19 protein-coding genes and 1 pseudogene are annotated in these 20,782 nt (G+C 71.5%); 16 read left to right on the forward strand and 4 right to left on the reverse strand.

All coding sequences use genetic code 11. The annotated features are described in order from the left end of the window. Positions 1-123: 123 nt before the first annotated feature. Positions 124-1,275 (reverse strand): ceramide glucosyltransferase, encoded by a 1,152-nt coding sequence (locus tag DA075_RS00125; protein ID WP_099951465.1) that lies wholly within the window; start codon positions 1,273-1,275, stop codon positions 124-126. A 179-nt stretch (positions 1,276-1,454) separates the two neighbouring features. Here DA075_RS00125 and DA075_RS00130 point away from each other — a divergent pair, with 179 nt between their 5' ends. The 3 genes from DA075_RS00130 (at position 1,455) to DA075_RS00140 (ending at position 4,774) form a co-directional block, all read left to right on the forward strand. Next, complete coding sequence (locus tag DA075_RS00130) at positions 1,455-3,557, forward strand: prolyl oligopeptidase family serine peptidase (protein ID WP_099951466.1); 2,103 nt, start codon at positions 1,455-1,457, stop codon at positions 3,555-3,557. A gap of 109 nt (positions 3,558-3,666) precedes the next feature. Further along, positions 3,667-4,308 carry a L,D-transpeptidase gene (locus tag DA075_RS00135; protein WP_099951467.1) on the forward strand — a complete coding sequence of 214 codons (642 nt, stop codon included), beginning with the start codon at positions 3,667-3,669 and terminating at the stop codon, positions 4,306-4,308. Between the two features lie 88 nt (positions 4,309-4,396). After that, complete coding sequence (locus tag DA075_RS00140) at positions 4,397-4,774, forward strand: hypothetical protein (RefSeq protein WP_099951468.1); 378 nt, start codon at positions 4,397-4,399, stop codon at positions 4,772-4,774. A 133-nt stretch (positions 4,775-4,907) separates the two neighbouring features. Here the strand turns inward: DA075_RS00140 and DA075_RS00150 are convergent, their stop codons facing one another. After that, entirely contained in the window at positions 4,908-5,771 is an 864-nt protein-coding gene (locus DA075_RS00150; protein ID WP_099951469.1) for a S49 family peptidase, read from the reverse strand. A 356-nt stretch (positions 5,772-6,127) separates the two neighbouring features. Between DA075_RS00150 and DA075_RS00155 the strand changes: the two genes are divergently transcribed. Beyond that, complete coding sequence (locus tag DA075_RS00155; RefSeq protein ID WP_232386718.1) at positions 6,128-6,457, forward strand: hypothetical protein; 330 nt, start codon at positions 6,128-6,130, stop codon at positions 6,455-6,457. A 535-nt stretch (positions 6,458-6,992) separates the two neighbouring features. Next, positions 6,993-8,126 carry an HD domain-containing phosphohydrolase gene (locus DA075_RS00160; RefSeq protein ID WP_099951470.1) on the forward strand — a complete coding sequence of 378 codons (1,134 nt, stop codon included), beginning with the start codon at positions 6,993-6,995 and terminating at the stop codon, positions 8,124-8,126. A gap of 8 nt (positions 8,127-8,134) precedes the next feature. Here DA075_RS00160 and DA075_RS00165 read toward each other — a convergent pair. Continuing rightward, positions 8,135-9,060, reverse strand: a pseudogene (locus DA075_RS00165) (LysR substrate-binding domain-containing protein). Between the two features lie 194 nt (positions 9,061-9,254). On the opposite strand from DA075_RS00165, the gene DA075_RS00170 reads away from it, so the two are divergent. From DA075_RS00170 to DA075_RS00180, 3 genes are all read left to right on the forward strand, one after another. Next, entirely contained in the window at positions 9,255-10,175 is a 921-nt protein-coding gene (locus DA075_RS00170; RefSeq protein ID WP_099951471.1) for a fructose-bisphosphatase, read from the forward strand. A gap of 6 nt (positions 10,176-10,181) precedes the next feature. Further along, positions 10,182-11,042: a phosphoribulokinase gene (locus tag DA075_RS00175; RefSeq protein WP_099951472.1), complete on the forward strand. Its 861-nt coding sequence runs from the start codon at positions 10,182-10,184 to the stop codon at positions 11,040-11,042. A gap of 124 nt (positions 11,043-11,166) precedes the next feature. Continuing rightward, positions 11,167-12,369: a sensor histidine kinase gene (locus DA075_RS00180; protein ID WP_099951473.1), complete on the forward strand. Its 1,203-nt coding sequence runs from the start codon at positions 11,167-11,169 to the stop codon at positions 12,367-12,369. Positions 12,370-12,532: 163 nt separating this feature from the next. Here the strand turns inward: DA075_RS00180 and DA075_RS00185 are convergent, their stop codons facing one another. Further along, positions 12,533-14,062: a sensor histidine kinase gene (locus tag DA075_RS00185; RefSeq protein WP_099956307.1), complete on the reverse strand. Its 1,530-nt coding sequence runs from the start codon at positions 14,060-14,062 to the stop codon at positions 12,533-12,535. 348 nt (positions 14,063-14,410) lie between these two features. Here DA075_RS00185 and DA075_RS00190 point away from each other — a divergent pair, with 348 nt between their 5' ends. From DA075_RS00190 to DA075_RS00225, 8 genes are all read left to right on the forward strand, one after another. Then, on the forward strand, positions 14,411-14,866 hold the full coding sequence (locus tag DA075_RS00190) for a (2Fe-2S)-binding protein (RefSeq protein WP_099951474.1): 456 nt from the start codon (positions 14,411-14,413) through the stop codon (positions 14,864-14,866). 13 nt (positions 14,867-14,879) lie between these two features. Continuing rightward, entirely contained in the window at positions 14,880-17,084 is a 2,205-nt protein-coding gene (locus tag DA075_RS00195; RefSeq protein ID WP_099951475.1) for a xanthine dehydrogenase family protein molybdopterin-binding subunit, read from the forward strand. 40 nt (positions 17,085-17,124) lie between these two features. Next, positions 17,125-17,811: a uracil-DNA glycosylase family protein gene (locus tag DA075_RS00200; protein ID WP_099956308.1), complete on the forward strand. Its 687-nt coding sequence runs from the start codon at positions 17,125-17,127 to the stop codon at positions 17,809-17,811. A 59-nt stretch (positions 17,812-17,870) separates the two neighbouring features. Further along, positions 17,871-18,581 (forward strand): orotidine-5'-phosphate decarboxylase, encoded by a 711-nt coding sequence (gene pyrF, locus DA075_RS00205; RefSeq protein ID WP_099951476.1) that lies wholly within the window; start codon positions 17,871-17,873, stop codon positions 18,579-18,581. Between the two features lie 135 nt (positions 18,582-18,716). After that, positions 18,717-19,028 (forward strand): DUF1330 domain-containing protein, encoded by a 312-nt coding sequence (locus tag DA075_RS00210; RefSeq protein WP_099951477.1) that lies wholly within the window; start codon positions 18,717-18,719, stop codon positions 19,026-19,028. Between the two features lie 2 nt (positions 19,029-19,030). After that, entirely contained in the window at positions 19,031-19,234 is a 204-nt protein-coding gene (locus tag DA075_RS00215) for a hypothetical protein (RefSeq protein WP_099951478.1), read from the forward strand. Positions 19,235-19,349: 115 nt separating this feature from the next. Next, positions 19,350-20,311 (forward strand): IS630 family transposase gene (locus DA075_RS00220; protein ID WP_099951479.1). Its coding sequence is split into 2 segments (ribosomal slippage): positions 19,350-19,695 and positions 19,695-20,311, totalling 963 coding nucleotides; the frame shifts between segments, so codons are not numbered across the junction. A gap of 191 nt (positions 20,312-20,502) precedes the next feature. After that, on the forward strand, positions 20,503-20,766 hold the full coding sequence (locus DA075_RS00225; protein ID WP_099951480.1) for a GNAT family N-acetyltransferase: 264 nt from the start codon (positions 20,503-20,505) through the stop codon (positions 20,764-20,766). Positions 20,767-20,782: the final 16 nt, after the last annotated feature.

Consider the following 20,782-nt stretch of genomic DNA (forward strand, 5'->3'; position numbering starts at 1 on the left):
GGGCGATTGTCGCGGCCCGTCTCATGGGTGGCGTCATACCTCCCTCCGTCGGTCTCGCCCTCCCCGCCGGGAGCGGGAGGGCTGACCCGGAGGGTGATCCCGCCCGCCCCTGCCGTCAAGCGATTATGGAACCGTCGCCGGGGCGTCGGCGCCGAGGCGGGCGGGCTTGGCGCGGATGTCCATGGCGTTGCCGCGCCAGACGATGTCGCGGGCGACCCAGGCGGCGAGCCAGATCGGGATGAACAGGAGGTCGCGGGCGAGGCAGGCGAGCGGCCAGCGCCAGGAGCGCGGCCAGCCGTTGCGGGCGGCGAGCCGCCACTCGGCGCCGTACCAGGCGGCGGCCGTCCCGAGCATCGCCGCGACGCCGGCGAGGCCCCCGCCCGCGGCCGGAAAGGCCGCCAGCATCGGGATCACCGCGCCGGTGCCGATCTCGGGGGCGAAGAACAGCGGGAAGGTGACGCGGCGCAGGCGCGCCCAGCGCAGCTGGCGCGACCACACCTCGGCGGCGCGGCGCGGCCCGAGGGGCTGGGCGAAGGGCGAGGCGACGAGGTGGACCTTGCGGCCCATCGCCCGCACCAGCTTGGTGGCGGCGGCGTCCTCGGCGATCTCGGCGCCGAGCGCCCGGATACCTCCTTTCGCCTCCAGCAGCGGGCGGTACCAGAGCATGCTCTTGCCCTGCGCGAAGCCGAGGCCCAAGGCCTCGCCGACATATTGCCAGCGCGCCTGGAGGGTATTGAGGAAGGCGCACTCGACCTCGGCCCAGAAGCTGCCCGGCCGCGTGCCGACCGGCGTCGAGCAGACGAGGCCGGTGCTCGGCCGCCAGGCGGCGCGCAAGCGCTGGATGTAGTCCGGCGGCATCAGCACGTTCGAATCGGCCAGGATGACCCAGTCGTGGCGCGCCTCGTCCCAGCCGCGGATGCAATTGTTGAGCTTCGGGTTGTCGCTCACCCGCTCGTCGCCGACGATCAGCCGCGCGGGCACGTGCCGGTTCGCGGCGATCAGCCGCTCGACCAGCGGCACGATCGGGTCGGTGGCGCGGGCGACGCAGAAGATCAGCTCGTAGCGCGGATAGGCGAGGCGGAACCCTGAGCCCAGCGTCTCCTCGCTGTAGGTCTCCAGGCCGCAGACCGGTCGCACCACCGTCACCGGGGCCTCCTCAAGCCCGAACGCCGCCGGATCGCGCCGGCCGAGGCGGCGAAGCGCGATCGCGAGGCTCGCGAGGTTGATCACCGTGAGGGCGAGGCAGATGATGGCGGCGATGCCGGTACCGGTCATGCGGATCCTCCCGGGCCGGTGCCGACCCGCGCCCTGTCTTCCCCTCAAACAGACGGGCTGTTGCAACCGTATGACGGTGGCGCAGCCTCGAACCCCTGTGTTCTGTTCCGGCACCACCCTGGACCCGGATTCCGGCCCAGCTCAATTTCTTCGCGAAACCGCCAACCGACGAGCCCGGCATGTCTCTGCCCCCCCATTCGCCGACCCCCGATTCCCGCCCGACCCTCCAGGCTCCCGACCACGATCCCCATCTCTGGCTCGAGGAGATCGACGGGGAGCGGGCGCTCGCCTGGGTCGAGGCGCAGAACGCCGACACGCTCGCGGCCTATGCCGACGGACGCACCGCCGCCGACCGCGACGGCCTGAAGGCCGCCCTCGACCGGCCGGACAAGATCCCGGGCGTGACCCGGCGCGGCGGTCTCCTCTACAACCTGTGGCAGGATGCCGAACATCCCCGCGGCCTGTGGCGGCGCACGACGCAGGACGAGTACCGCAAGCCCGAGCCCACCTGGGACGTGCTCCTCGACCTCGATGCGCTCGCCCGCGACGAGGGCGAGGACTGGGTGTGGAGCGGCGCCGCGAGCCTGCCGGGCAGCCACGCCCGCGCCCTGGTCCAGCTCTCCCGGGGCGGCGGCGACGCGACCGTGGTGCGCGAGTTCGATCTGCCCGAGCGCCGCTTCGTCGAGGGCGGCTTCACGCTGCCGGAAGCCAAGAGCATCCCGGTCTGGCTCGATCCCGACACGCTGCTGCTCGCCAGTCCCCTCGGCGGCCCGGAGCACGCGACGCCCGCAGGCTATGCCCGCACCGTGCGGCTGTGGCGGCGCGGCACCGACCCGCTTGCAGCCCCGGTGATCTTCTCCGCCGGCCCCACCAGCATGGTCGCCTACGGCTACCCGGACCGCGAGGCGGCGCCGGAGCGCCTGGTCTTCGTCGAGCGCACCGGCTTCTTCGACGGCACGGTCGATCTCGGCGACCGCTCCGGGCCGAAGACCCGCCTCGACATCCCGACCGATGCCGACGCCCATTGGCACCGCGGCTCCCTCGCCATCCGCACCCGCACCCCGTGGGAGGTGGGCGGCACGACCCACCCGGCCGACAGCGTGCTCGGCATCGGGCTCGACGCCTTCCTGGCCGGGGACAGGAACTTCCAAGTCCTGTTCTCCCCCGGCCCGCGCCGGGCGCTGCAGGGCTTCTTCTGGACCGGCGGGCAGCTCGTCATCTCGGTCCTCGACGACCTGAAGGCGGTGTTCCCGGTCTTCACCCCTTCGGCGGGCGGGTGGGCGGAGAGCCGCGTCGCCGGCCTGCCGGAGCTCGGCGTCGTCAGCGTGTGGTCGATGGACGGCGAGGAGGAGGAATCGAACGGCGACCTCCTGGTGGCCGCCAACGACCCCGTCACCCCCTCGACCCTGCTGACCACGCGGCCCGGCCTCGCCGCCCCGACGCTCCTGAAGCAGGCCCCTGCCCTGTTCGAGGCCGACGGCCTGGTGGTGACGCGGCACGAGGCTTTGTCGAGCGACGGCGAGCGCATCCCCTACGTCCAGGCCGGCCCTCCGGCTGAGACCGGCGAGGCCCCGGTGCACCTCTCCGGCTATGGCGGCTTCCAGGTCACGAACCTCGCCGGCTATTCGGCGGTGCTCGGCCGGCTCTGGCTCGCCAAGGGCGGCACCCGGGTGGTGGCCAATCTCCGCGGCGGCGGCGAGTTCGGCACCCGCTGGCACGAGGCCGGACGGCGCGAGGGCAAGGCCCTCACCCACGACGATTTCGCCGCGGTGGCCGCCGACCTGGTGCGCCGCGGCGTGACGCGGCCCGGCCGCATCGCGGCCGAGGGCGGCTCGAATGGTGGGCTCCTCATCGCCAACATGCTGACGCGCTATCCGGAGCGCTTCGGCGCGCTGTTCTGCACCGTGCCGCTGATCGACATGCGGCGCTACACCAAGCTTCTGGCCGGCGCGAGCTGGATCGCCGAGTACGGCGACCCGGACAAGCCGGAGGACTGGGCCTTCCTCCAGCACATCTCCGCCTACCACGTGGCGGAGGCCGGAAAGCCCTACCCGCCGATCCTGATCGCCACGACGCGGCGCGACGACCGGGTGCATCCGGGCCATGCCCGCAAGATGGCAGCGAAGCTCCAGGCCCTCGGCTACCCCGCCCGCTTCTACGAGCCCGAGGCCGGCGGCCATTCCCACGGCAAGAACAGCGCCGAGACCGCCGCCTTCGCGGCTTTGGGCGCCGCCTTCCTGCGCCGGGCGATCGGCTGGGAGCCGGAGGTGGCCGGGACCTGATGGTTTCTGCGCAGTAAAACCCGGGAACCTGAGCGCGGCGCGCACGTCATTCCGGCAGCCAAGCGTGGCATATCGCCTCCGCCTCCTGCCGGATAAAGGATTCTTCACGATGCGCGCCGCAGCAGCTCTCCTCGTCACCCTCTGCGTGGCGGGGGCCAGCGTCGGGGCCACCGAGGCGCGGGCCGGGATCCTGATCCGGGTCGACAAGACGACCCAGCGCATGACCGTGACCCGGGACGGGCAGACGCTCTACGACTGGCCGGTCTCCACCGGCATGACCGGCTACACCACGCCGCGGGGCGCCTTCTCGCCCTCGCGCATGGTGGTCGATTACCGCTCGCGCGAGTGGGACGACGCGCCGATGCCGCACGCGATCTTCTTCACCGGGCGCGGCCACGCCATCCACGGCAGCAGCCATACCGGCCGCCTCGGCACCCCCGCCTCGCACGGCTGCGTGCGCCTCGCCCCGGGCAAGGCCGCGACCCTCTATGCCCTCGTCAAGGCGGAGGGCATGGGCAACACGAGGGTGGTGATCGGCGGCGACGAGACCGCCGTCGCCGGCCGGGCGACGGCGCGCCGGGAGGCCGGGATGCGTCGGGAGCGCCTCGACGAGGAGGGTTTCGTGCAGGCCCCCCGCGTCGCGCGTCGCCGCTCCACCGATCCGTGGAGCGACGGCGGCTGGCAGCCGGTGGGGGCGACCTACCCCTCGGCCTACGGGGCGACGTACTATTCCTACGGTCCGTCGTACTGAGCCCGGGCGGCGTGGCAAGTGCGGCTTGCCGAAAGCGACCCCGCGCGACACCTAGGGCCCACGCCGCCGCGAGGGAGCAGGCCCCGGAATGCGCAGCCTGTTCGTCCTCGTCTCGATCGCGGTCGCGCTCGGCTTCGTCGTCAGCGGCTTCATCAACAGCCTGGACGACCGCGCGCTCGCCCGCAGCGAGCGCGAGGCGCAGATGCGGGTCGGCGTCGTGGTGGCGGACCATGCCCGCCAGCTCGGCCTGTCGCAGGACTGGGTCGCCTATTGCCGGGCCGAGACCCGGCGCAAGCTCGCCGCCTATCCGAAGGACGGCTCGATCCCGTTCGGCCTGCGCTATTCCAGCGCCGGCACCGAGGAGGTCGAGCGGGCGATCCGCGAGCGCGAGACCTACGAGCGCCAGGACCAGATCCTGTGCCTGACGCAATTGCCGGCGAGCCTGCGCGACCAGGTCGCGCCGTAGCAATACCAACGGCCTAAGATGCTGACGCATCAGGCCGTTGACCCATCTCGAATTTTCGATGTCAACCCAGAGGCTTGGCGAAAATTCGAGACCGGAACCAAAGGTCGTTTCCAACGACCGTTGGTATAACCGCCTACAATCCGTAGCGGGCGAAGGCCGCGCGCTCGTCGAGGGCGAAGAGCGCGCCCTCGATCGCCGCGAGACCGACCGCCCCCGGCTCGCGCCGGCGCAGCAGCCGCGCCAGGAGGCCGCCGCGGACCTGCTCGACGACGGGCAGCTTGAGATTGTCGCCGAAGCGGGCGCGCAGGACCGAGCGGACGTCGCCGTGACCGTCGACGAGGCCGAGCGCCAGGCCCTGGCGCCCGGTCCAGACCGCTCCGGAAAAAAGCTCGTCGGGGTCGCCCGTGAGGGCGGGCCGGCGGCTCCGGACCAGCTCCGTGAACATCGCCTGCACGTCGGCCTGGATGGTCTTCAGGCGCGCGACGTCGTCCGGGTTCTCCGGCCGGAACGGATCGAGCATCGCCTTGGCCCGGCCCGCGGTGTGAACCCGGCGCTCGACGCCGAGGCGCTCGATCAGCCCGGTGAAGCCGAACCCCGCCGAGACCACCCCGATCGAGCCGACGAGGGACGAGGGGTCGCAGAAGATCTCGTCCGCCGCGCAGGCGATCATGTAGCCGCCGGAGGCCGCGACGTCCTCCACGAAGGCGAGGACCGGCACCCCGGCCTCGGCGGCGAGGGCCCGGATGCGGCGGAAGATCAGGTGCGACTGCGCCGCCGAGCCGCCGGGCGAGTTGATGACGAGCGCCACCGCCCGGATCCCCTTCATGCCGAAGGCCCGCTCCAGCGCCGGGGCGCAGGCGCCGAGCGAGAGGCCGGCCCGCAGGGGCGAGACCGCCCCGATGGCGCCGCTCAGGCGCACGACCGGCACCACCGGGTGACGGCGAGCCCAACGTTCGGGCAGGAAGGCGCGCAGGGCGGTGAGGGGCCGGAACGGCATGGCGGGGCGGGGTCTCCGATGGCGAGCCCGACAGGTAGCGGAGCGCACGGCCCCGGCAAGCGAGCCGGAAGCCTCCGAGCCAGGGTCGCGGGCCAGGGTCGCGGGCCAGGGCCGGGATCCTGTCCGCAGCGACCCTGACCCCAGGAAGCCAGATCAACCGCAAGCTTCAAGTCGACCGCAAGTTTTTCGCCGGCATCGATTGAAGCGGGGCCGGGCGGGTCTAGATGATCCGCCAGCGCCCGTCGCTCGTCCGGTGGGCGTGCCGCCGATCCGTCACAGGCGGGAACGAGCCTCCTCGCACCGTACAGAAGGGGCGCCGGCGGCACTCGCCGCGCCGCCCGAGGGAGACCGACATCATGCGTGCCCTTCGATGGATCAGCCTGGTCCTGACCCTGCTCGTCGCCGGGCTCGGGCTCGGCACCAGCCGCAGCTCCGCCGCCGCCTTGCCGAGCGCCGGCGCCCTCGCCGCCGAGGCCAGCGCCGCCGCGCCGCTGGTGGACAAGGCCTATTACTACCGCCGCTACTACCGCTACCGGCCGTATCGCCGGTATTACGGCTATCGCCCTTATCGCCGCTACTACTACCGTCCGTACTACCGGCGCGCCTACCGCCCGTATTACCGCCGGTACTATCGGCCGTATTACCGGCCGTACCGCCGGGTCTACGGCCCGCGCTTCTACTTCTAGCCGGAGCCGTCCGCGGGAGCGGCCGACCGGCCTCTCCGCATCCGGCCGGGCGCGGATCGGGTGATCCGCGCCACCCTCACGCAGCGGAGCCTGCTGCGGGGCCAAGCAGATCCGGATGCCTGCCCTTGCGACGGCTGGCAGATCTGACCCGCATTCGCCGGGACAACTCTCGGCGGTGGCGCCGCACAGGAATACAATCCAGTCGGCCCGCTCCGGAGTATTCCCGGCTTTGGACTCGGCGACCGAGATCTATTCCGTCCGTGACGGGCGGGCGACCCGGCGGTCCCGGGCCGATCTGGCCGGCCCATGTACCACCTCGGGACCCGGACGGCAGAACCCGGTCACACCGGCGTCACAGTTTCGACGTTAGAACGTTGGTTCCCTACAGGTGTTTACTCAGAGTTAAGCTCGCAAACCCCATCCTCGCCTGAGACCGAGACCGACCCTGGTTTCAAAATCGGGGGAGCCCTCCGGCTCCCCATGCCGCGGGAGCCGGCCTCACGGCCGGACATCGTGCGCCGCGGGAGATGGGCAGATGGACGTACTCGTCATTGACGACAGCCAGGCGGTGCTGACTCAGATCAAGCGGCTGCTGGAGCAGGACCGGCAGACGGTCACCTCCATCTTCCGGAATCCGATCCTGGCGCTCGACGAGGCGCGGATGCGCGCCTTCGACCTCGTGCTGGTCGACTACAACATGCCCGAGATGGACGGAGTGACCGTCATCCGCCAGCTGCGGGGGATCGCGCACTACGCGCAGGTGCCGGTCGTGATGATCACCAGCGAGGTGAGCGACGCGGTGCGCCTCGCCGCCCTCGATGCGGGGGCCACCGACTTCCTCGACAAGCGCATCGGCCGCGTCGAGCTCCAAGTCCGGCTGCGCAACCTGGTGCGGCTGGCCAAAGCCGTGCGCCGCCTCGACGACCAGGCCTCCTGGCTCGCCGGCGAGGTCGAGAAGGCGGTGCGCACCTTACGCGAACGCGAGGCCGAGATCATCTTCCGCCTCTCGCTGGCGGTCGAATACCGGGACAACGACACCGGCGACCATACCTGGCGCGTCGCCCGCTACAGCCAGATCATGGCCGAGGCACTGGGCCTCGACGCCGATCTGTGCCGCCGCGTCTATCTCGCGGCCCCGCTCCACGACGTCGGCAAGGTGGCGATCCCCGATGGCGTGCTGCTCAAGCCCGGCCGCCTCGACGAGGACGAATTCGCGCTGATCCGCACCCATGCGGCGATCGGCAAGCGCATCCTGGGCGGCAGCAATTGCGAATTGATCGGCCTCGCGGCGGAGATCGCCGAATCCCACCACGAGCGCTGGGATGGGGGCGGCTATCCGCAAGGATTGTCCGGCGAGGCGATCCCGCTCGCCGCCCGGATCGTCGCCGTCGCCGACGTGTTCGACGCGCTGACCACCCGGCGCCCCTACAAGGCGGCGATGCCCCTCGACAGGGCGCGGGCCTGCATCGAGGCGGAGAGCGGCCGCCACTTCGACCCGGCCTGCGTCGCCGCGTTCCTGTCGCGCTGGGACGACATCGTGACGGTCGGCGCCGGCGCCGCCGCGCCCCTGCGCGACGTCCCGTTCCGGATCGAGCCCTGGGCCCGGGTGCCGTCACTCCCCCGGGAGGTCCCCGCGGGAGCCGCACCGCGCGAGGACGAGGCGGCCTGAAACGGCGTCTAACCCGCCGGGGCCGGCAGGTCCGGCAGCCAGGCGGTGCCCTCCTCCAGCAGGAAGTCCCAGAACGCCTGGCCGGCGGGGCTCAGCACCTTGTCGGCCCGGCGCACCGCGAACCAGTCGCGGCGGATCGGCAGGCCCTCGACGTCGAGGAGCACCAGACGGCCATCGGCCACCTCGGCCGCCACGGTGTGGCCCGAGATCAGCGCGATGCCGAGGCCCGCCATCACCGTCTGCTTGATCGTCTCGTTCGAGCCGCTGTCGATGCCGATGCGGGCGCGCCGGATCAACAAGCCGGCCATGAACTCCTCGAACACCGTGCGGGTGCCCGAGCCGTTCTCGCGCAGCAGGAACGGCTCCTCGGCCAGTTCCGCGCGGGTCACGCCGGGCCGCCCGGCGAGGCGGTGGCCGGGGGCGGCGATCACCACCAGGGGATGGGGGCCGAAGATCTCGGCGGCGATCGGGAAGTCCCGCGGCGGGCGGCCCATCAGGGCGAGGTCGACCCGGTAGTCGCGCAGGGACTCGACGGTGGCGCCCCGGTTGCCGACCACGAGGTCGATCTCGACCCCCGGATGGGCCCGGGCGAAGCCGCCGACGATCCGGGGCGCGAAGTACTTCGCGGTCGAGACGACTCGAGCGAGACCCGGCCGCCCTGGCCGCCGCGCAGGGTCCGCAGCCGCTCGGTGCAGGTCTCCAGAACGGTACCGATGCTGTCGATCGCCCAGAGCAGCTCGCGGCCGGCATCGGTGGGCTTCAGGCCCGCATGGGTGCGGTCGAACAGGAGCAGGCCGATCTCGTCCTCGAGCCCCTTGATCCGAGCCGTCAGGGCCGCCGGGGTCACGTTCAGCTCCTGCGCCGCCCGGGTCATGGTGCCGAGCCGCGCGATCGCCGCGACCGCGTGGAGCTGCTTGAGGGAGAGGTTGCGAATCCGGTCCTGCGCCATCCGGTTCCTCGGCCGCCGGCCGTGAGCGTGAGACTGATCCCGATCCGACATCGCGGCCCGTGCCGGCGCATCCCGTACTTCGGGACAGGATGACGGACCCTGGGTCCGGCGCCTAAGCTGCGATCGAGACCACGGTCAGGTCCAGCGGAACATTCTTGGGACGTTCTCGGGACTCGCACATGCTTCTGAGCGCCCGCATCGACGCGCCGCCGCCACCGCGGCGCCAGCCGGCCCTCGGGTCGGTGCTCGCCGCCCTCGCGGCGGCCGCCGCCGCGACCGCCGGCGTGATCGCGGCGATCCCCGGGGATCCATGGGCCGCCGCCCGGCGGATCTTCGCCGAGGCCCTGCGCGGGGTCGACATCGCGGCGGTGGCCTGGCCCGACGGAGAACGGCCGGAACTCCGCGTGCCCGGAGCCGCCTTCGTCCTCGCCCTCTCCCCGCTCGAAGGCGCAGACGACCTTGAGGGCGGGATGCCGGCCGGAACGCTCTTCTCCGTGAGGCCTGCCGGATCGGATCCGGAGGCCGCCTTCCTGGCTCCCGGCCGGACGCAAGCCGCGGCGGGCTTCGTCGTCTACGGGCCGCGCACCCTCCTGACCCTGACCGACGGCACGGCCACCACGACGCGGATCCTCGATCCGCAGAGCGGGACCTTCCGGCCTCCGGCGGCGCTCCGCGTGCCGCCGGCACCCCAAGGCGGCGACGGATCGTGGGGCGGGGAGGCGGCCCGGGCCGGCTTTTCCCCTCTTTGCGCCGCCCGTCCCTCCGCGCCCCCTCCTGGGGCCGCTCCTCCTTGTGCCTCCCTTGCGGCCGGCGCCCAGCGGGTGCTGACCCGCGGCGGCCTGCACCTGCGCCCGGATGCAGGGATCCGGCTCGTCCACGAGGCGGCGCCGATCGCGCTGGCGATCGAGGCCGCCGGCGGGGCCGCGACGGACGGGCGCGGACGCGCGATCCTCGACATCGCCGCGGCCGATCTCGGCCGCCGCACGTCCCTCGCCGTCGGGCCGGCCCGGGAGGTGGCGGATCTCGCCCGGCGCCTCGAGGCGGACCGCGATGCCGGGGGCTCGCCGCTCTTCGCTCCCCGCGGATTGCTGCGGGCCTGACCGGCGGTGTCGGCCCTCCATCCCATCGTGTCGGTCACCGGGTCGTCGGGCTCCGGCACCACCTCGGTGCGCAACACCTTCGAGCAGATCTTTCGCCGCGAGGGCGTGGAGGCGGTGTTCATCGAGGGCGACGCCTTCCACGCCCTCGACCGGGCGGCGATGCGCGAGGCGGAGGCACGCGAGCCGACCTTGAGCCATTTCGGCGAGCGGGCGAACCTGCTCACCGAGCTGGAGGCGGTGTTCCGCGACTACGCCGCCTCGGGGCGCGGCCGCACCCGGCACTACGTGCACGATGCCGAGGATGCCGCGCGCTTCCAGGCCGAGCCCGGCACCTTCACGCCCTGGGAGGATTTTCCCGAGGGCTCGGACCTCCTGTTCTACGAAGGCCTGCACGGGGCGCTCACGACCGAGCGGATCGACGTCGCCGGGCTGGCCGACCTCAAGATCGGCGTGGTGCCGGTGATCAACCTGGAATGGATCCAGAAGCTCCACCGCGACAAGGCCGCCCGCGGCTACTCGACCGAGGCGGTGACCGACGTGATCCTGCGGCGGATGCCCGACTACGTCACAACCATCTGCCCGCAATTCACCAACACGGACATCAACTTCCAACGCATCCCGACGGTCGACACCTCGAACCCGTTCGTCGCCCGCTGGATCCCGACCGCCGACGAATCGATGGTGGTGATCCGCTTCCGCGACCCGAAGGGCATCGATTTCCCCTACCTGATCTCGATGATCGCCGGCAGCTTCATGTCGCGGGCGAACTCGGTGGTGATCCCAGGCGGGAAGCTCGACCTCGCGATGCAGCTGATCCTGACCCCGATGATCCTGCGCCTGGTCGAGCGCCGTCGCCGCCTGCTTTAGGGGGACGTTCAGCGGGCTCGGCTTGTGCTCGGGGCAGGATGGCGTAAGAGTTCGGCCATCCGGCGTGCCTTAAGGGGAAGGCACCCAGGGGGGAAGGCACCCCGTGTTGCGAGAGTCCCGGTGGATGGCGAGTGACGGGTCGATCCGCGAGGCGCACGAGGCCGCGAGCGGCCGGGCGGAGCTGCCGTACCGGCTGCGGCAGCAGACGCTGATGGGCGCCTTCGCCCGGATGGCGTTGCAGACCCGCGACCTCGACGCGCTGCTGGCGCGCGCCAGCGAACTCTGCGCCGAAGCCTTGGGCGCCGCCTGCTGCCAGGTTCTGGAATACCGCGCCAGCGATCACGCCTTCGTGATCCGGGCCTGCACCGGCCTCGGGGATGACCGCGTCGGGACGGATTTCGCGGCGGGGGACGAGGCGACCCCGGCGTCCTACGCCTACCGCACCGGTGCCGGCGTGCTCGCCAACGGGATCCAGCCCGGGGCCGAACACGATGGCGCGCGCTTCCACCTTCCGGAGGCCCTGGCGCCTGCCGGATTCTGCCACGCGGTCAACGTGCCGATCGCCCTCGGCGACGAGAGCCGGCGCGCCTACGGCGTGCTGGAGGCCTGGGGCACCGGGGGCCATGGCTTCGACAGGGCGGACCAGGAATTTCTCGCCGGCTTCGCCGGGCTGATCGGTATCGCGGTCGAGCGCCACCAGGGCGACGCGCGCCTGCGCGACGCCCTCGACCATCAGGTGCAGCTCACCCGGGAGATGAGCCACCGGGTCAAGAACAGCCTCGGCGTGGTGGCGGGCCTGCTGCGGCTCCAGGCCCGCGACGCCCAGTCCGACGAGGTGCGCCACGCCCTCGAGGATGCCGGCGCCCGTATCGCCACCGTGGCCGAGGTGCACGACCACCTCTGGCGCGGCATCCATCAGCTCGGCATGGTCGAGCTGGCGGATTTCCTGCGCGAGCTGGTGGCGAAGCTCCAGGAGGAGGCGCCGGGCCACGCCCTCGCCTGCGAGGCCGACGCGAAGGTGATCAGCGCCGACCAGGCGATCCCGATCGGCCTCGTGGTCAACGAGCTGGTGACCAACGCGGTCAAGCACGCCTATCCGCAGGGCACCGGCCCGGTGCGGGTCAGCCTCTCGGTGCGCGAGAAGGGCCTGCGCCTCACGGTCCGCGACGACGGCGTCGGCCTGCCGCCGGGCTTCGACGTGTCGATGCGCCAGCGCTCGCTCGGCCTCAAGATCATCGCCAGCCTGATCCGCCAGCTCGACGGGCGCCTCAGCACGGCGTCGGACGGGCCGGGAGCGCATTTCGTGCTGGATATTCCGCTGGGGTGACGGTCCAGTACCCCGGGTGAGCATCGATCCCCACGCTGAACGACGGGGGACGACGATTCTGGATCACCTCTCGTGAGCCGCCCCTTTCCGGGCCCGGAAAGGCGAGACCTGCGATGGGCGTCGGCTGACGTGACGGCGACCGTTGCCGAGAGAATTGGCGCTCTCACGCCGCCCGGACCGGCCGCACCGGCGCCTCCTCCGCCACGGCCGGCAGCGCGTCCATCACCCGGGTCGCCGGGAAGGTGACGATCACCTCGGTCCCCTCGCGCGGGCGCGACTTCAGCTGGAAACCGCCGCCATGCAGGTCGACGAGGCCTTTGACGATCGGCAGCCCTAAGCCCGATCCCTGCTCGGCGGTCTTGATCGCGAGCGAGCCGCGGCCGAAGGAGGACATCACGGTCGGGATCTCCTCCTCGGGAATGCCCGGACCGGTATCCTTCACGCTGAGATATTGCCCCCCCGACGAGGTCCAGCCGACCTTGATGATGATCTCGCCCCCCGGCGGCGTGAACTTGATCGCGTTCGACAGGATGTTGAGCACGATCTGGCGCAGCGCCCGCTCGTCGGCCCAGAGCCGCGGCAGGGTGGGGTCGATCAGCTCGCGGAAGGTCTGGTTCTTGGCCCGGGCGCGCAGCGCCATCATGTGCCGGCCCTCCTCGACCACGTAGGCGAGCCGCAGGGCCTCCTCGTTGAGCTCGTAGCGCCCGGCCTCGATGCGCGAGAGATCGAGGATCTCGTTGATGAGGTTGAGCAGGTGCAGGCCGCTGTCGTGGATGTCGGTCGAGTATTCCTGGTACGACGCCGAGGAATGCGGGCCGAACACCTCGTTCTTCATCACCTCCGAGAAGCCCAGGATGGCGTTGAGCGGCGTGCGCAGCTCGTGGCTCATGGTGGCGAGGAAGCGCGACTTGGCGAGGTTGGCCTCCTCGGCGCGCCGGCGCGCCTCGTCGGAATTGGCCTTGGCCTGCTCCAGCTCGCCGAAGACCGCGTCCTTCTCGGCCCGCGACTGCAGGGCCGCGACCGTCGAGGCGTGCAGGTGGTTCGACAGGAACAGGAAGAACAGCTGCGCGCAGACCGCCATGCCGACGAGGAGGACCGATTCCGCCTCGCGCGACAGGCACAGCAGCGCCGCGGTGGCGGTGCTGAGCGGCAGGAGGCCCGCATAGGCCCCGAGCGGCACGGTGGCGGCGAGCATCGTGGTCACGGCGGACACGATGACGAGCACGAACATCACGAAGGTGCGGGCGTTCGCCGCCTCGGCCTGGAACAGCATCAGCACCAGGAGCGCCCAGGCGACGCTCTGGACCACCTCGCCGACGATCACCCGCCGGCGCGCATGGCCGAGCGAGAGCGCGTCCGGGTCCTGCCGCAGGAAGGAGCGGGCGAGCGCGGTGTTTCCGGCGATCACCGCGAGCACGCCGACGCACCAGGCACCGCTCAGGAGCGCGGGCGCCCAGAACACCGAGGCCGCGGCGATGCAGCAGGCCAGCACCACCAGCGGCAGGAAGGCGCCGATCCGGTACTGGGCGTAGACGCGCAGGAGCTCGTAATCGAAGGCGCGCTCGAGGCCGATCGACGAGGTCAGCCGCTCGCGGGCGGATCGCACGTCCCGCGCGACCTTGCGCCGCCGGGCTGCCTCCTCCGCCGTCGGGCCGCGCCCGCGCTGGACCATTTCCGCCGTGACTTCGGACATCGCGATCGGGTCGTGCCGCTCCCTCGCCGCCATCGCGCATCGCCCGACGAACCGGATCCCGGTTCGCCGTAGACAATGCCGTTGAACCAACGACTTGGAGCCGTGTCCGATGGCAACGCGATCGGACAGGCCCCCAGACCGTCGGCCGGTCCGGGAGAGGCTGACCGAACTTCGTTAAGGTCCTCCTGCCGGAACCCCACGAATGCGACGCATCGCATCGTCCCGCCCTGCCGCAGGGGCACGCGCGGGCGGGTGCGCTGGCGCACAGCGGCTCCGCTTGCGAGAGGTCAGGAGCAGCCGCACACAGGAAGCTCTGGAACCATTCCAGCCTCTCGTCGGAAGCGCACGATGACGAAGCTCACCCTCAACGGCCGGACCTACGAGGTCGACGCCGATCCCGAGATGCCGCTCCTCTGGGCGATCCGCGACCACCTCAACCTCACCGGCACGAAATACGGCTGCGGCATCGCGCAATGCGGCGCCTGCACGGTCCATCTCGACGGGCAGCCGGTGCGCTCGTGCCAGACCCGCCTCGGCGATGTCGGCGAGGCCAAGATCACCACCATCGAGGGCATCTCCGGCCCGGTGGCGGAGGCGGTCCGGACGGCGTGGCGCAGCCTCGACGTGGTGCAGTGCGGCTACTGCCAGTCCGGCCAGATGATGTCGGCGATCGGCCTCCTGTCCGAGAACAAGACGCCGAGCGACGCCGACATCGACGCCGCCATGGACGGCAATGTCTGCCGCTGCGGCACCTACCAGCGCATCCGCGCGGCGATCCACGACGCCGCCCGCTCCCTCGCCTGACCGGGACGCCGCCATGCTGAACCGCAGCCTCAAGACCCGGAACGACGCCGTTCCCTCCCGCCGCGCCTTCCTGCGCGGCACCGCCGCCGCTGGCGGCGCCCTGGTGATCGGGCTCCACCTCGACCCGAAGGGCGCGCGCGCCAATAGCGGCCCCGACCTGTCGAAGGCCCCGGCGAAGCCCAATGCCTTCGTGCGCATCGCCGCCGACGACACCGTGACGGTGGTGATCAAGCACCTCGACATGGGCCAGGGCAACACCACGGGCCTCGCCACCATCGTGGCGGAGGAGCTCGACGCCGACTGGGCGCAGATGCGCGCCGTCTTCGCCCCGGCCGATGCCAGCCTCTACAACAACCTCGCCTTCGGGCCGATCCAGGGCACCGGCGGCTCGACCGCGGTGGCGAATTCCTGGATCCAGCTGCGCAAGGCCGGTGCCGCCGCCCGCGCGATGCTGATCGCGGCGGCGGCAGGGGAGTGGAAGGTTCCGGCCGCCGAGATCACCATCGAGAAGGGCGTGCTGCGCCATGCCGGCGGCAAGGAGGCGCGGTTCGGCGCCTTCGCCGCCAAGGCAGCCGTGCAGCCGATCCCCGAGAACCCGGTGCTGAAGGACCCCTCGGCCTTCCGGCTGATCGGCACCAAGCTGCCGCGGCTCGATTCGAAGTCGAAGACCGACGGCAGCGCGCAATACGCCCTCGACGTGCGCCGGCCGGGCCAGCTCACGGCGCTCGTCGCCCGCGCGCCGCGCTTCGGCGCGACGCTGAAATCGGTGGACGACACCGCCGCCAAGGCGGTGCCGGGCGTGGTCCAGGTGGTGCGGATCCCGAGCGGCGTCGCGGTGGTGGCGAAGGACACCTGGTCGGCGATGAAGGGCCGCGAGGCCCTGAAGCTGACCTGGGACGATGCCGGCGCCGAGCGCCAGTCGACGGAATCGCAACAGGCCGCCTACAAGGCGATGGCCGACAAGCCCGGCCTCGTCGCCTCGAAGCGGGGTGATGCGGCGGGCGCCATCAAGGGCGCCGCCAAGGTGCTGGAGGCGGAGTTCAGCTTCCCCTACCTGGCGCATGCCCCGATGGAGCCGCTCAACGCCACGATCGAGCGCGCGGCCGACGGTGCCTACGACATCTATGCCGGCTCGCAGTTCCAGACCATCGAGCAGGCGGTGGCCGCCGGAATCCTCGGCACCACCGCCGACAAGATCCGCATCACCACCCTGTGGGCGGGCGGCTCGTTCGGCCGGCGCGCCACGGCCTCGGCCGACTACATCGCGGAGGCCGCCGCGATCCTGAAGGCCACCGGCGAGAAGGCCCCGATCCATCTCGTCTGGACCCGCGAGGACGACATCACCGGCGGCTATTACCGCCCCGCCGCCTATCACCGCATCCGCGCCGGCCTCGACGCCAAGGGGGCGATCACGGGCTGGGAACACCGCATCGTCGGCAAGTCGATCATCATCGGCACCGCCCTCGAGGCGATGATGGTGAAGGACGGGGTCGACGCCACCACCGTCGAGGGCGCGTCCGACACGCCCTACGCCCTGCCGGCCTACCGGTTCGAGGTCCACAATGCCCGCGAGGGCGTGCCGGTCCTGTGGTGGCGCTCGGTCGGGCACTCGCACACCGCGCAGGCGATGGAGGTGTTCGTCGACGAGCTGGCCCATGCGGCGGGCCAGGACCCGGTGGCCTACCGGCTCGGCCTCCTCAGCCAAGCGCCGCGGCTCTCCGCCGCGCTGACGCTCGCCGCCGAGAAGGCGGGCTGGAGCGCCCGCGAGCAGAAGCCGGGACGGGGCTACGGCGTCGCCGCGCACGAGTCCTTCGGCTCCTACGTGGCGATGGTGGCCGACGTGACGGCGGAGGCCGGCAAGGTGAAGGTCAACCGCATCGTGGCGGCGGTGGATGTCGGCGTGGCGGTGAATCCGGACATCATCCGGGCTCAGGTCGAGGGCGCGGTCGGATTCGCGCTCTCGGCGGTCCTGCGCAACAGGATCACCTTCAAGGACGGCGAGGTGCAGGAGAAGAACTTCGACGCCTACGAGCCGACCCGCATGAGCGAGATGCCGAAGGTCGAGGTCCATATCGTGCCCTCGGCCGCCGCCCCCACCGGCATCGGCGAGCCCGGCGTGCCGGTGCTGGCGCCGGCGATCTCGAACGCGGTCTTCGCCGCCACCGGGCAGCGCCTGCGCTCACTCCCCCTCGACCTCACGGCGCTCCGCGGCGTGTGATCGCGCACCACACCCTTAACCCCTGCCCTATATGAAGGGCATGACTTCCAGTTTTGGACCCGAGACGACTTCAGGGTGCGGCGAGAGCCGCACCCTTTTTTCTTCCAAGCCGGACTTCGCCGCGACGGCGGAGCGGGTGCGCGCCTGCCGACTCTGCCGCGAGGCGCCCCGCCATGGCCCTCCCCTGCCGGTCGCGCCGCGGCCGATCGTCCAGGGCACGTCCCGCGCGCGGATCTGCATCGCCAGCCAGGCGCCGGGCAACCGGGCCTTCCACAGCGGGGTGCCGTTCCAGGACCCCTCCGGCAAGCGCCTGCGCGAGTGGCTCGGCCTCGACGAGCCGGCCTTCTACGACCCCGACCTGATCGCGATCGTGCCGATGGGCGCCTGCTTCCCGGGCCACGACGCCAAGGGCGGGGACCTACCGCCGCGGCGCGAATGCGCCGAGACCTGGCGGGCGCCGCTCCTCGCCGGCCTGCCGGACCTCGAGCTGATCCTCCTGATCGGGCAATACGCGCAGGCCTGGCATCTCGGCCGCCGGCCCGGCGGCCTCACCGGCACGGTGGCGCGCTGGCGCGAGATCTTTTCGGAGCCGCAGCGCCCCCGCCTGCTGCCGCTGCCCCACCCGTCCTGGCGCAACACGCCGTGGCTCAAGAAACACCCGTGGTTCGAGGCCGAGCTGCTGCCGGTGCTGCGGGCGGAGGTGGCGCGGCTGGCGGAGCGGGCTTGATTCCGGAACGCGGTCCCGTGATGGGGTTGCGTACGCGTTTCGACTGTACCGGAGGTCCCGTGCCCGAGCCCATCAGCCCCCGCGATCGCCTGATCGTCGCCCTCGACATGGCGAGCACCGACGAGGCCGAGCGCCTGATCGCGCGGATCGGCGACGCCGCGAGCTTCTACAAGATCGGCTACCGCCTCGGCTATGCCGGCGGCCTCGGGCTCGCCGAGCGGCTGGTGCGCGGCGGCCACAAGGTCTTCCTCGACCTCAAGCTCCACGACATCGGCAACACCGTCGAGGAGGGGGTGCAGTCGCTCGCCGGGATCGGCGCCACCTTCCTCACCGTCCACGCCTATCCCCAGACCATGCGGGCGGCGGCGAGCGGACGCGACAAGGCGGGGGGCGGCCTGAAGATTCTGGGCGTCACGGTGCTGACCTCCTACGACGACGCGGATGCGCGCGAGGCCGGCTACGCGCTGCCGGTCGCCGACCTCGTCGCGCTGCGGGCTGCCGCCGCCAAGGCGATCGGCATCGACGGCATCGTCTGCTCGGCGGCGGAGGCCGCGCAGGTGCGGGCGGTGATCGGGCCCGACCGGCTGATCGTGACGCCCGGCATCCGGCCGGCCGGCGCCGCGATCGGCGACCAGAAGCGGGTCGTGACCCCCGCCGAGGCGATGCGCGCCGGCGTCGACCACGTCGTCGTCGGCCGGCCGATCACCGGCGCCGCCGACCCGCGCGACGTGGCGCGCCGCATCGTCGACGAGATGGCGGCAGCGCTCTAAGCAGATTTCGCAAAAGTGGCAGCCGGTTTTGCGACAAAAATCTGCGACAAAACAAGATTCTAAGCGGACGAGGCGTTGGCTTGCCAACGCAAGTCTGCTTAGAACAGCGAAGCTTGGCACCAAGGGAGGACCGAAATGGCAAAGGGATACTGGGTCGGCCGCGTCGACGTCTCGAACCCGGAGGCCTACAAGAACTACGTCGCGGCCAACGGCGTCGCCTTCGCCCGGTTCGGCGGGCGCTTCCTGGTGCGCGGCGGCTCCTTCGAGGCGGTGCTCGGGTCGAGCCGCGCCCGCAACGTGGTCATCGAGTTCCCGAGCTACGACCAGGCGCTCGCCTGCTGGAACTCGCCCGAGTACCAGGCCGCCCGCGCCAAGCAGGAGGGCGGCGCCGAGATCGACCTCATCGTGATCGAGGGCTACGACGGGCCGCAGCCGGGCGAGGGCTGATCGTGGCGGCGGCCGGATCCTCGGGATGGGGCTGGCGCAGGGTGCTGCGCCTTACCCTCACGGTCGTGCCGCCGCTCATCGGGGTGGTGCTGATCGGGCAGGCGGTGGTCGCGTCGATCGGCGGCGACATCCGCCGCTGGGAGTTCGCCCTCGGGGCTGCTTGCCTGTGCCTGACCGTCGCCGGGCGGCTGGTGCCGGAGGAGTGACGGCTCGTCCAGTCGTAGCTGAGACATGACTGTGTGTGGACGCCTCTAGAGCGCGGTGCGATCGGCCTGCAACGGCCAAGTTGGTTAGGGCGTTGGCTGGGTGAAGGAGCCAGCGATGACCTCACCCTTGTCCGTCGATCTGCGTGAGCGTGTGGTGTCCGCTGTCATAGCGGGTGCGTCCTGCCGCCAAGCTGGCGAGCGGTTCGGTGTCAGCGCCGCCAGCGTCAGTCGCTGGCATGCCCGTCATCTCCGGGACGGCCACGTCCGGCCCAAGCCGATGGGCGGCGACCAGCGCTCGCACGTCATCGAGGCTCACGCCTCGCGGATCCTGAGGCTGTGCGAGAAGCGCGGCAACATCGTGCTGTCGGAACTGCGCGACGCCTTGGCCGAGCAGGGCGTCACCTCCAGCACCAGCAGCCTGTCGCGCTTCCTGGCCCGCCATCGCATCACCCGTAAAAAGGGGCGCTCCACGCCGCCGAGCAGGACCGTCCGGACGTAGCGGAGGCCCGCCAGGCGTGGTTCGAGGGCCAACTCGATCTCGATCCGGACCGTCTGGTGTTCATCGACGAGACGGCGGCCTCAACCCGGATGGCGCGCCGCTATGGCTGGGCCCCGCGCGGCCAGCGCTGTCGCCTGCCGATGCCGTGCGGGCACTACAAGACCACCACTATCACGGCGGCTCTGCGCACGAGCGGCCTGACGGCAACGGCGATCTTCGAGGGGGCCACCAACGGCCGGCGCTTCCTGGACTACGTCACCGACACTCTGGTCCCGGCGCTCCGGCCAGGCGACACGGTGATCCTCGACAACCTCCAGGCCCACAAGGTGGCGGGCGTGCGCGAGGCCATCGCGGCGGCCGGCGCGCGGGTGGTGTACCTGCCGCCCTACAGCCCGGAGTTCAATCCGATCGAGCAGGCCTTCGCCAAGCTCAAGACGTTGCTGCGCACCGAGGCCGCGCGCACGGTAAAAGCGCTGCAGGACGCGATCCAGCAAGCCTTCGCCGCCTTCGCGCCGCAGGAGTGCCGCAACTACATCAATGCAGCCGGATACCAGAATGACTGCTACGTTTCAGACTGATCGGGCGACGCTCTAGTTCCACCGTACAGGGTCATCCCGGGTTCTCGCCTTCGGCGAGCCCCAGGATGACGCGGAGGGTGTCAGTACGGCCGGGTACCCGGCCAGATGGTGACCTCGGCATTGGCGCATCCCGGAACCACCCCAGCCCCCACCTCTTTCCCCTCACGCACCGCAAGCCCGGATCACCCCCCATGCGCGACAACCCGGAGCGGAGCCGGTTCGAACTCGAGGTGGACGGCGAGGTCGCCTACGCCGAGTACCGCCGCCAACCCGGCACCCTCGTCATCTCCTACGTCTACGCGCCCCCGGCCTTGCGCGGCACCGGCACCGCCGACCGGCTGATGCAGGGCGTGGCCGAGGCCGCCCGGGCGGAGGGAGCGCGCATCCGGCCGCTCTGCGGCTACTCGGCAGCGTGGCTGAGGCGCCACCGCGAGCATCGCGACCTCTTGGCCTGAGGTCGGGTCGCCAAGG

It is taken from the genome of Methylobacterium currus (assembly GCF_003058325.1).
Classification (GTDB): domain Bacteria; phylum Pseudomonadota; class Alphaproteobacteria; order Rhizobiales; family Beijerinckiaceae; genus Methylobacterium; species Methylobacterium currus.